Genomic DNA, 13,185 nt, shown 5'->3' on the forward strand with positions numbered 1-13,185 from the left:
TTCTCTATTTTTAGTTAAATTCTCTAAATATTTCATTAAGTTGAAATTTAATTCTGTTTTGTGTTTTTGTAATATTCTATGATTGTGTGTGTTTTGTGGGAGTGGTAGTGGTTAATCATTCTGAGTGAAATTATCGGATATCACCTATTTCCATTCAGAGATTTGGTGGATTTCAATGGAATAAAGTGTTTTGTTATCTTTTCCCTTTGAAAAGATATGAGTGTTTTCATTCGTTGTTAAACATCGATAGCGTATGTTAATCAACGTCAATTCGATTAAATAGCGTCGCTACACTCATTTTTATTATCTAATTTTATGTATTTAAAGGTTTTTTATGGAAGCCTGTCTTTTCTGTTATATATAATCTGTTTTTCTATGTTTTTTTGACTTTATCAAGTTTAAAGTATAAAAAAATTATTTTTTCATTTTAATTGTGTTGGTTATTTTATTTTAAATAACTTGTTTGATTTGTATTTATTTTAATTTCTATGATTATTTTTTATAATTTATTTTATATTAAATTATTTTTATTAACTACCTGTTGAATTTTATTTATATGAAATTTAAAGTAATTTTTTATTTCTTTATATCAATAACAACATTTTACTTGGTGTTATTGAGTGGCATTTCCTTTAGGTTTTAAGTTAGTATATCAACCTTTTTATTATGTGGATTTTATAACATTTTTTTAAATTATTTAGATTATGCATTCGCGTAATCATGCGATTTTCTGGGAATGAATAGGAATAAAGGAGCTATTCTCATATGAATAATAATGTCAGCTTATTGGTTAATTCAGGAAGTAGTACCTCGCAGGTAATGTCTGTTAATGCCGGAAGACCTATCAAAATCAAAATTCAGCCGGGTTGTAAATATCTGCTAAAAAATAAAACTGATAACTATGCCCCAGAAAACGTGACTCTTCAGCGTAACGGTGATGATCTGTATGTCATTTTAGAAGGTGATTCTACCCCCGCTATCGTTATCCAGGACTATTATGTTTCCGGTAATAATGAACCAATATTAGGTATGGCCGAGGATGGTCAACTTTATGCCTATATGGTAACAAATGGTTCTTCATTAGGTGAAGGTTATCAGTTTGAAAATGGTGCTCTGGCATCAGCGGCGCTTGGTGGCAGGCCTTTAGGTGATGGTGCGTATTTATTTAATGATACGGATCACGATCATGATTTACTGGCGCTGTGGCCCTGGTTTCTGGGAGTAGCCGCACTGGGAGCATTGGCGGCCGTTGTCTTTAATAAAGATGATGACAGTAGTAGCCCTGCACCTGCGCCACTACCCGCTTCCGTACCTGGTCTTAGTGGAGTAATGGATGCGACAGGTTCTATTACTGGCCCTATTGCCTATGGTTCTTCAACCGATGAACAGAAGCCGTTGATTTATGGTACTGGTGATGCGGGTAACACTATTACCATTTATGACAATGGAAACGTTATTGGTAGTACCACTGTGGGTGCCGATGGTAACTGGAGTTTTAAGCCTGCAGCGGCATTAGGCGAAGGCGATCATGCCATTACCATTACTCAGACAAACTCTTCTGGTTCAACCAGCGCCTCATCTGATGATTTTTGGTTTACCATTGATATCACTGCACCACAAAGACCACTGTTTAACGATATTATTGATGATGTTGGTTCTATTCAGGGACCGATTACCAACGGCGCTGTTATTGATGATGCCCGCCCGGAAATTACAGGCTCAGGGGAAGCCGGTAATACTATTACCGTTTTTGTTGATGGTAAGGAGTTCGGTACAACTATTGTCGACAGTGAAGGTCACTGGAGTTTTACCCCCGCTTCAGATTTCACCGATGGTCATCATCAGATAACAGTAACCGAAACGGATAAAGCCGGTAATACCAGTCCAGTCTCACCAACATTTGACTTTACGGTCGATACGATAGCGCCTGCGATACCAACAATTGAATCAGCAATCGATGATGTGGGCACTATTCAGGGGCGATTAAGTCATGGTGGCGCAACCGATGACCCGACACCAACCCTGATAGGTAAAGCCGAGATAAATAGTATCGTTAAGGTATACGACGGTTCGGTGTTGTTAGGTTCTGCAGTTGCCAATGGGATAACGGGTGAATGGGTCTTCACACCGGCGAAGCCAATTTCAGAAGGTGAGCACCGCTTCCATGTGACCGCAACCGATAAGGCAGGCAATACCAGCCAGCCATCCTTAGATTTCGTCCTGACCACTGACTACACTCCACCAGATCGCAGCAAGTTGGCTATTACCGGTGTGGAAGATCAGGAAGGTGCTACCGTTGGTAATGTTATCAATAATGGTATGACGGATGATGCTCGCCCCATCATTAGTGGTACCGGTACTGCCGGCGACACTATCGTCGTGTATGTAAAAGATGCCACGGGCAGTCATGAAATTGGCCAAGCTCTGGTTGATAAAGATGGCAAGTGGAACCTACAACCGGCCACCCCATTACTGCCGGGTAATAATCAATTTACTGCAATAGAAAGCGATCCTGTAGGTAATGCCACTACGCCAAGCGATCCATACAGCGTTAATCTGGACATCGTTAAGCCAGTTGAACCGGTCATTGTTAACATTGTGGATAAGGTAGGGCCAATTACCGGAGCACTGCAAAAAGGTGCTATTACCGATGATAACCAACCAACTATCACCGGTACGGCCAGAGCCGGTTATACCGTTCATGTTTACGATGGTGTATCCCTGTTGGGTTCAGTGGTCGCGGATAGCAAAGGCGTCTGGCATTTAATGCCAGAAAAAGCGCTGGCTGACGGCAAGCACAATATCACGGCTACTGCGACCAGCCCTGAGGGTGACGTCAGTAAACACACCGGTGTGTTTACTTTTGAAGTGGATACCAAGGTACCCGCAGCACCAGAAAGTTTGGTCATCAATGATAATACGGGCCAGGAGCAAGGGCCATTAAACGATGGCGACACCACTGATAATAACACGCCTGCCATTAGTGGAAATACCGAGCCCGGTAGTACGGTTGTTATTTATGATAACGGTGAAAAGATCGGTGAAGTGACGGCCGATCCGGAAGGAAACTGGATATTTGTTCCAGATGCTCCTCTGGCTGATGGTGAACATGATATTAGCGTTACGATAAGGGATGAAGCCGGAAATACCAATACGGACGGTCCGGAAATATCGATTATTATTGATACCAGTAAGGTTCTGGTCAGCATTACTACCTTAATCGATGATGTTGGTTCTGTTACCGGTAGTATCAAACCTCAGGGGACAACGGATGACGTACGTCCTGAAGTGATAGGCCAGGGTAAAGTCGGTAACCTGATTAAGGTTTATGATGGTAAAACGCTGATAGGCACAACAACGGTTAAAGCCGATGGAACCTGGAGTCTCACTCCGACAAAAGATTTAAGCGAAGGTAAGCACAGCATTACCGCAACGGCCACTGACCTGAGCGGAAACCTCAGCAATCCAACCGCAGCATTTGAATTCACGATAGATATTTCAGCTCCGGCGATACCAGTTATTCAATCAGCAAAAGATGACGTGGGTTCAATTCAGGGTGCGTTAAGCAGCGGTAGTATGACGGATGACTCTACCCCAACCCTGATTGGTAAAGCAGAAAAAGGCAGTATTGTCATCGTATATGACGGCATTATTCTGTTGGGTTCGGTGGTAGCAGATAGCGTAACTGGAGAGTGGAGTCTCACTCCGGCTACGCCCATTTCAGAAGGTGAACACAAGTTTCACGCTACCGCGACTGATGCAGCAGGCAATATCAGTAAACCATCAGCAGACTTTATTTTAACCACCGATTACACCGCGCCAGATATTAGCAAACTGGTAATTACCGGTGTGGACGATCGGGTTGGCGATATTACCGGTAATGTTGAGAATGGCGGCTTAACCGATGACACCCGTCCAGTTATCAATGGTACCGGTACTGCTGGTGATACCATTGTGGTGTATACGAAGGATGCATCCGGTCGCCATGAAATTGGCAGCACAACAGTAGATGCCAACGGTAAATGGAGCCTGATACCAACGTCCCCATTATTGCCGGGGCAAAACCAGTTTACCGCCATGGAAATGGATTCGGTGGGGAATACTACCGATCTTAGTGCGCCTTACAGCATTAAACTGGATGTTAATAAATTGCCGGTTCCGGTTATTGTTAACCTACTGGATGATGTCGGCCCAATCACTGGACCGCTGGAAAAAGGCGATGTCACTGATGATAATCGACCAACCATCGTCGGTACGGCCGAAGCGGGTTACACCATTCATGTATACGATGGCATCACCTTATTAGGAACAGTAGTAGCCGATAGCTACGGTGTGTGGATATTGACTCCGGCGACGGCTCTGGTTGATGGTAAACACAATATCACCGCCACGGCGACCAGTCCGACAGGTCAGGTTAGCCAACCAACCGGCGCTTTCAATTTTGAAGTGGATACTAAGGCGCCAAATGCAGTAGACCCTCTGACTATCAAAGACAATGTAGGGGAGCACACCGGGACACTGATTAACGGTGATACCACGGATGACAATACGCCAACCTTTGAAGGTAAGGCCGAAGCGAATAGCACCATCACCATTTATGATAATGGCAATGTGATTGGTTCGACCACGGCAGATGCGGACGGTAAGTGGTCGTTTACGCCAAATGATGCATTGACCGATGGTGATTATGCTTTCAGCACCACAGTGACCGATGCCGCAGGCAATACCAGTGCCGCAAGTCCGGATGTGCATATCATTATTGATTCCAGCGCTGTTGTGGTGAGTATCTCTAAACTGGTGGATAACGTAGGCAGCATCACGGGCAATATTACCCCTACTGGCGTGACAGACGATACCCGTCCGGAAATTATTGGTGAAGGTAAATCAGGCAGTGTAATCAAGGTGTATGACAACGTTAATACGCTGCTGGGTTCTACCACCGTTAAATCTGATGGAAGCTGGAGTTTTACCCCAACCTCTGATTTAAGCGAAGGTTCCCATAGTATTACTGCGATTGCTACTGACAAAGTAGGCAATGTCAGTCAACCAACATCAGCGTTTTAATTCTCAGTAGATACCACTGCGCCAGCTATTCCAACCATTGAATCAGCACAAGATGATGTGGGCGCAATACAAGGCACATTATTTAACGGCGGCATGACCGATGATCCAACGCCAACGCTGTTGGGCAAGGCCGAAAACAGTAGCATTGTGAAGGTGTATGACGGAAGTATTCTGTTAGGTTCTACGGTTGCCAATAGTTTGACTGGGGAATGGCACTTCACGCCAGCAACACCGATCTCTGAGGGTGCACACCAATTCCATGTTAATGCTGTTGATGCAGCAGGCAATACCAGTAAGCCATCCGCAAACTTTATTTTAACCATCGACTACACCGCTCCGGATATTAGCAAACTGGCTATTACCGATATTGACGATCAGGTAGGGCTGAAAACGGGTAACGTACTGCCAGGAGAGACTACCGATGATACGCGCCCAACCATTAATGGTACCGGCACTAAAGACGATACAGTCATTGTGTTTACTACCGACAGCTCCGGTAAACATGAGATTGGTCGCGCCACAGTAGATGCCAACGGTAAATGGCATCTGAAGCCGGTATCACCATTACTTCCGGGCAAGAACGATTTTACTGCCATAGAAGTTGACCCTGTGGGTAATCAAGCTGGCCCAAGTGCGGAATATCGCATTTTAATTAACACTCAACCGCCAGAACCACCGGTGATTGAGCGGGTGGAAGATAACGTCAACAATATCGACGGTATGGTTATTGCCCTGCAAAAATCTGATGTTACTGATGACAATACGCCAACTGTTATTGGTACGGCAGTAGCAAATGGTATCGTGACTATTTTTAACCAGGATGTGGCGATTGGTTCGGTAAAAGCAGACGCTGACGGTAAGTGGACTTTCACTCCATCACCCGCTTTGGTCGATGGTAAATATGAGATTCGCGTCAGCGTTATCGACACTATCGGTAGAATCAGTGAAAAGACTGGGCCGTTTGATTTTACCGTCGATACGACCGCGCCAGCCAAAGCTACCGATCTGGTCATTATTGATAATGAAGGCGACTGGACTGGCGCGTTGAGCCGTGGTGATACCACGGATGACAGCACACCAACCTTTACCGGTAAGGCTGAAGCCAATGGCACTGTTACCATCTACAACGGTAATTCGGTGGTGGGTAAAACTGATGCGAACAGCAACGGTGACTGGACGTTTACCCCAAGTACCGCACTGGCTGATGGTGACTATACCTTTACCATTACAGTGACTGACAAAGCTGGCAACACCGGTGTAGCAACAGATAAGTTTGATCTGACTATTGATACCTCCAAAGTGACGGTGAAAATTGTCAAACTGCTGGATGATGTGGGTGATATCACCGGTGCGATTACTCCGAATATCGGGGTGACCGACGATACGCGCCCGGAAGTGATCGGTGAGGGTAAAACTGGCAGTGTCATCAAAGTGTATGACGGTGAAAATCTGCTGGGTTCTACCTCGGTGAAAGCTGATGGTAGTTGGAACTTTACGCCATCTTCCGATCTGGGGCAGGGTAGCCACAGCATCACGGCGACGGCCACCGACAAAACGGGAAATACCAGTCCAAAGACCTCGCCGTTTGTGTTTGAAATTGATTCGGTGAAACCCTCCGTGCCAACCATTGATTCAGCGATTGATGACGTGGGTGTTATTCAGGGTACGTTGAATAATAACAGCTGGACCGATGACCCAACGCCAACCCTGATGGGTAAAGCTGAGAAAGGCAGCGTTGTGAAGGTGTATGACGGTGAAGCCCTTTTGGGCTCGGTGACTGCAAACAGCACCACCGGTGAATGGAGTTTCACCCCAGTATCCGGCTTATCGGAAGGGGAACACAAGTTCCACGTGACGGCAACGGATAAAGCGGGCAACGTCAGTGATAAGTCTGCTGATTTCATTTTGACTATGGATTTTACGGCACCGTCATTCGATGCTTTATCTATCGCCGGTGTGAATGATCAGGTGGGAGTATTAACCGGTAACGTTGCCTCTGGCGGCGAAACTGATGATACCCGTCCAACCATCAGTGGAACCGGTACGGTTGGCGATACTATTACTGTTTACACCAAGGATAGCTCCGGTAATCACATTATAGGCACCGCGAAAGTTATTGCTGATGGTACCTGGAGCCTGAGACCGGCTTCGCCGTTATTACCGGTGAGAATAAGTTTACGGCAAAAGAGATGGATTTGGTGGGCAATACGGTGGGGCCATGTGAGGAGTATAGCATTACCCTGAACGTGGTACCGCCAGCCCCACCGGTGATTGAGCGGGTAGAAGACAATGTCGGTAACCCGAATAATGCCGTAGTCGCCCTGCAAAAAGACGATGTAACCAATGACAACACGCCAACCATTATTGGTACGGCGGTAGCCAACGGTATCGTTATTATTTTCAATAATGACGTGGCGATCGGTTCAACAAAAGTCAGTGCAGACAATAAGTGGAGCTTTACGCCTTCACCCGTGGTGATACCACGGATGACAGCACACCAACCTTTACCGGTAAGGCAGAGGCCAACGGTACCGTCACCATCTATAACGGTAATACCCTTGTGGGCAAAACCGAGGTCAACAGCGGTGGTGACTGGACATTTACCCCAAGTACCGCACTGGCCGATGGCGATTATGAATTTATCATCAAAGTGACTGACAAAGCGGGTAACACGGGTGCAGCGACAGATCAGTTTAATCTGACCATTGATACTACTAAAGTAACAGTGAAAATAGTCAAACTGCTGGATGATGTGGGTGATATTACCGGCCCGATTACTCCAACCACTGGGGTTACTGACGATACGCGTCCGGAAGTGGTCGGTGAGGGTAAAACTGGCAGCGTCATCAAAGTGTATGACGGTGAAAATCTGCTGGGTTCTACCACGGTGAAAGCCGATGGCAGTTGGAGTTTTACACCATCCTCAGATCTGGGTCAGGGTAGCCATAGTATTACCGCCACGGCGACGGATAAGGCAGGTAATACCAGCCCTAAGACGACGCCATTTGTGTTTGAAATCGATACGGTGAAGCCATCCGTACCAACCATTGATTCAGCGATTGATGACGTGGGTGATATTCAGGGCACGTTGAATAACAACAGCTGGACTGACGATCCAACACCAACGCTGGTGGGTAAAGCCGAGAAAGGCAGTATCGTGAAGGTGTATGACGGTGAAGCCTTCCTGGGCTCGGTGACTGCAAACAGCAGCACCGGCGAATGGAGTTTTACGCCGGTTTCAGGGTTACCGGAAGGGGAACACAAGTTCCACGTGACGGCAACGGATAAAGCGGGTAACACCAGTGATAAATCGGCCGATTTTACCCTGACTATGGACTATACCCCACCGCCATTTGATGCTTTATCGATCACTGGTGTGGACGATCGGGTAGGCGCATTAACCGGTAATGTTATCTCCGGCGGCGAAACTGATGATACCCGTCCAACCATCAGCGGTACCGGTACTGCTGGTGACACTATTACCGTCTACACCAAGGACAGCTCCGGGAATCACACTATTGGTACCGCCAAAGTTATTGCTGACGGAACCTGGAGCTTGAAACCAGCCTCTCCATTACTACCGGGTAAAAACGAGTTCACGGCAGAAGAAAGCGATCCGGTGGGTAACAAAGTTGGCCCATGTAAAGAATACATCGTTACGTTAAACGTGGCTCCGCCAGCACCACCGGTAATTGAACGGGTGGAAGATAACGTCGGTAACCCGAATGATGCCGTAGTCGCCCTGCAAAAAGACGAGGTGACCAATGACAACACGCCAACCATTATTGGTACCGCAGTAGCCAACGGCATCGTTACTATTTTCAGTAACGATGTGGCAATTGGCACGGCAAAAGTGAGCGCAGATAACAAGTGGAGCTTTACCCCATCACCTGCGTTAATCGACGGTAAGTATGAGATCCGCGCCAGCGTTACCGACACTATCGGCAGAGCCAGTGAAAAAACCGGTCCGTTTGGCTTTACTGTCGATACCACTGCACCAGGTAAGGCCACCGATTTGGTGGTTATCGATAATGAAGGCGACTGGACTGGCATTCTGACCAGCGGTGATATCACCGATGACAGCACGCCAACCTTTACCGGCAAGGCGGAAGCGAATAGTACCGTGACAATCTACAACGGTAATACCGTGGTGGGTAAGGCCGATGTAAATGGCAGCGGTGACTGGACATTTACCCCAAGTACCGCACTGATTGATGGTGATTATAAATTTACCATTACGGTGACCGATAAAGCGGGTAACACGGGTGCAGCGACAGACCAGTTTGATCTGACCATTGATACCTCCAAAGTAACGGTGAAAATTGTCAAACTGCTGGATGATATAGGTGATATTACCGGCCCTATCACCCCGGGAACCGGCGTGACTGATGATACCCGTCCGGAAATCATTGGCGAGGGTAAAACTGGCAGCATCATAAAAGTGTATGACGGTGAAAATCTGCTGGGTTCCACAACAGTGAAAGCTGATGGAAGCTGGACTTTTACACCTACAGTAGATATGGGCCAGGGTACCCACAGCATCACCGCTACAGCTACCGATCTGGCGGGGAATACCAGCCCTAAGACTTCACCATTCATTTTCGAGATTGATACGCTGAAACCGTCGATGCCAACCATTGATTCAGCGGTTGATGATGTGGGTGATATTCAGGGCCCACTAGCCAATAACGGCTGGACCGATGACCCAACTCCAACCTTGATTGGTAAAGCCGAGAAAGGTAGCACGGTGAAAGTGTATGACGGCGATGCTCTGCTGGGTACCGTTGTGGCAAACAGTACTACTGGTGCATGGAGCTTTACTCCGGCCTCAGGTTTACCGGAAGGGGAACACAAGTTCCACGTGACGGCAACGGATAAAGCAGGCAACGTCAGCTCTCCATCAACAGACTTCATTTTGACTTTGGACTTCACACCTCCACCATTTGATATGTTGGCGATCACTGGTGTAGACGATCGGGTCGGTATTATTACGGGGAACGTCAAATCAGGTGGAATTACCGACGATAGTCGCCCAACCATCAGTGGTACCGGTACTGCTGGTGACACTATTACTGTGTACACCACTGACAGCACCAATAATCATGTGATTGGTACTGCGAAAGTGGATGACAACGGTCAATGGAGCCTGCGACCAGCAGTGGCATTGATTCAGGGCGAAAACAAGTTCACCGCAGTAGAAACCGATCCGGTGGGCAATTCAACTGAACCTTGTGCACCGTACACTATTACCTTAGACACCTTTATATCAGACGCAAAAGTTACTATTACTGCGATCACTGAAGACCGTGGTAGCTCAAGCACTGACTTTATCACCAATGATAATACGTTGTTGATTAGCGGTACGCTGGATAAAGCACTGAAATCTGATGAGACAGTAGAAATTACGCTGGATAGCGGCAAAACCTGGACTAAGGCAACAACGCTGACCGATAGCGCCTGGACCGTTGATCTACAGACTAAAGTGCTGGCTGATGGGGATTACACCATCAACGCCCGCGTGGTGGATACTGCCGGTAACGTTGGTAGCACCGACTCTCATGCGTTGAGTATTATCAGCGAAAGTCGTGATATGAATGGTTTGGGCACCACGACAAAGGTTACCACTGATACCTGTCATGGTCTGGTATCCGGTGACCTGTTCAGCCACAGTGCAACACTCACTAACACTGATATGGTTACCCGTGACCGTAACGTGACGGTTACCGGTACTCTGAGTGCTGCATTGCTGGCCGGTGAAAAACTACAGATCTCGCTGGATGACGGCACGACCTGGAAGACGCTCACGATGGCAGGTAATAACTGGAGTTATGTGTTACCTGAAGTTTCTGCGGACACCACATATAACTTTAAACTTCAGGTGATTGATAATGCCGGTAATCTGGGCAGAAATACTACGTTCGCCGAGAGCTACAAAGTCGTCATCGATCTGACGGTACCGGACATGATTACTGCCGCTCCGGATATCGCTAAGCACGTCAGCACCAAAGATGCCTTTACTTTTGACAGCAGCCATTACGGCACGGTGGAAGCCGGAACTATTGTTGCACTGGTTAGCGATGAGAACCGTAACGGTAGTTATCAGGAGGGTTTGGATCAGGTGCTGGGCTTTGCTAAAGCAAATGCAGATGGCACCTGGAGCATGACCACAAAACTGCCTGCCGGGGCTCATAACCTGGCGTTTATGGTATGGGACGAAGCGGGTAACCACTCAAGTATGGGGGCCGCCACCAGCGTCGGGGTGACTGACGGTGAAGGCAGCTTGCTGATTACTCAAAAGTGGGGCGGAACAACGGATTCGGACGGTCGTGGCCTTAACTCGGCAGCAGTCACAATCAGTCAGGACGGTTTGTGGTCGTTCTTCCAGAGCGTACGTGGTACCTCCGGTACAACGACCGCGAACGCCGGTCGTGTGTATACCGCAACCGATCAGGAGAACTACACCTCTACCTATCTGGCTCAGCCTACCACTGCAAACGGTGCGGGTTATGATGTCGATAATAACTCCTACAGTCGCTATGTTAACTCAGCGGTATTTGCGGATATTAACCGCGATGGTTACACCGATGTGATGTCACAGGTTAGTTCATACCTGAATAATGGTCGTACCGCCTACTGGTTACAGAATGCAGACGGTACCTTCTCGCCAAAAGCGGTGAATCAGGGGTCGGATAACCATCTGGGTGGTGTGATTGCCTATGACCGTGAAGGTGACGGTTATCTGGACTTCGTGTTGGCAGATTCTGAAGCTGACTCTATTTCATTCCTGAAGAATGATAAAGGCGTACTGTCTTACGAAAGTGTATCCGGCTTCACTAATGGTCATCCGGGAGGTGCTCTCCCAACTGGTCTGAGTATTATGCATGAAGTGGGTGCGGTGGATATCGATAACAACGGTACTGTCGATATTACTGCGCACATTGACTACAACGGTGCAGGTAATTTCGTTGGTAATACGTCCCGTGGTTTAGGCATCCTGTATAACCAACTGACCAATAATGGTTCAGGAAAAACTAACTTCGGCTCTGTTGGTTACTATGCCAACGTATTTACCAATGATGGCCATGAAGACTATGGCAATCTGTCCATCTCGATGACCTATGCGGACTTTAATGGTGACGGCTGGCTGGATCTGTTCCTGAGTCGTGGTTCTAAAGCCGGTGCGAACAGCGATGAAAGCCGTATCTACCTGAACGATGGTACCGGTAGATTGATTGCTCAGGACAGTCAGGCACTGTGGTTTGGTGACAATCTGGCTGGTGGTACCTCGCTGGCAGTGGACTGGAACCATGACGGTAAAATGGACATTATCGAAATTCCACGATCCGGTGTGAACGGTAGCCCAACGTTGTATACCAATCTGGGTACTGATGTCTGGAATGGCGGTGGGGTCAGCCTGACGGGCTCGACTAAGTTCGATAATATTACCGGAGCTGTAGCGCTGGATTACGACTGGGATGGCTCGATGGACATCGTGCTATACCGTTCCGGCAGTGATGCTGACGTGGTGTCCAGTACTAGCTCTGCCCCAACGCTGTTGGTGAAAAACACCAATATTGCGGCGGACGGTACCAGCCTGCAGATCCGTATTGTTGACGGTTTCGGCATCAATACCTACTACAGTAATACCGTTAAGTTGTATGACTCTAAAGGTGCCTGTGTTGCTACACAGTTGATTAACCCGCAGGCATCCGGCTCCAGTAATAGTATGGGTCTGGTCAGCTTCTTCGGATTAGATCCTAATGAAGTGTACTCGGTGCAATTGCTGCGTATCACCAACGGTGTGACTGACCATGTGGGAGCAGTTCCACTTATCGGTGGCCTTGCCAACAACACGGTTAACGTGAACTGGGGCGGTCTGACAACCAGTAAGTCGCACGATGCTTACGTACTGACGGCAGAAAGTTCTGACGCTACCAACAATACAGTAGGAACGGCCGGTATTATCGGTACCGGTTATAACGATACTTTCTTCGGCTCTGGTGGGGATGATACCTACACCGGCGGTGGCGGCTGGAACCTGATCGTCAGCGGTCAGTAAGTCTGGAGTGAAACAGCGGGTCTGGATATTGTTGACTACAGCCGTTCAGCCGCCGCCATCAC

The 13,185-nt window shown here is 47.6% G+C and carries 4 protein-coding genes and 1 pseudogene; all 5 read left to right on the plus strand.

Going from position 1 to position 13,185, the window contains the following annotated elements; genetic code table 11:
• Nucleotides 1-765 precede the first annotated feature (765 nt).
• Nucleotides 766-5,064, plus strand: a complete 4,299-nt coding sequence (locus EKN56_RS00095; protein WP_130589949.1) for an Ig-like domain-containing protein — start codon at nt 766-768, stop codon at nt 5,062-5,064.
• Between the two features lie 15 nt (nt 5,065-5,079).
• Nucleotides 5,080-5,688 (plus strand): annotated as a pseudogene (locus EKN56_RS21575) (Ig-like domain-containing protein); the annotation flags it as partial.
• Nucleotides 5,689-5,784: 96 nt separating this feature from the next.
• Entirely contained in the window at nt 5,785-7,308 is a 1,524-nt protein-coding gene (locus EKN56_RS21580) for an Ig-like domain-containing protein (RefSeq protein WP_407656568.1), read from the plus strand.
• Nucleotides 7,254-7,718, plus strand: coding sequence for an Ig-like domain-containing protein (locus EKN56_RS21065; protein WP_246019914.1), 465 nt, complete (start codon nt 7,254-7,256; stop codon nt 7,716-7,718). Before EKN56_RS21580 ends, EKN56_RS21065 begins: the two co-directional genes overlap by 55 nt.
• A complete protein-coding gene (locus tag EKN56_RS00105) occupies nt 7,604-13,123 on the plus strand; it encodes an Ig-like domain-containing protein (protein WP_246020114.1) in 5,520 nt (1,839 codons plus the stop codon). The genes EKN56_RS21065 and EKN56_RS00105 overlap by 115 nt, the downstream gene beginning before the upstream one ends.
• Nucleotides 13,124-13,185: the final 62 nt, after the last annotated feature.

This window comes from Limnobaculum zhutongyuii (assembly GCF_004295645.1).
Classification (GTDB): Bacteria; Pseudomonadota; Gammaproteobacteria; order Enterobacterales; family Enterobacteriaceae; genus Limnobaculum; species Limnobaculum zhutongyuii.

Bases quoted from the DNA above. Each gene is read 5' to 3' on its own strand.
- EKN56_RS21065 (WP_246019914.1), top strand. From the start codon at position 7,254: ATGGATTTGGTGGGCAATACGGTGGGGCCATGTGAGGAGTATAGCATT.
- EKN56_RS21580 (WP_407656568.1), top strand. From the start codon at position 5,785: ATGGTTATTGCCCTGCAAAAATCTGATGTTACTGATGACAATACGCCA.
- EKN56_RS00095 (WP_130589949.1), top strand. From the start codon at position 766: ATGAATAATAATGTCAGCTTATTGGTTAATTCAGGAAGTAGTACCTCG.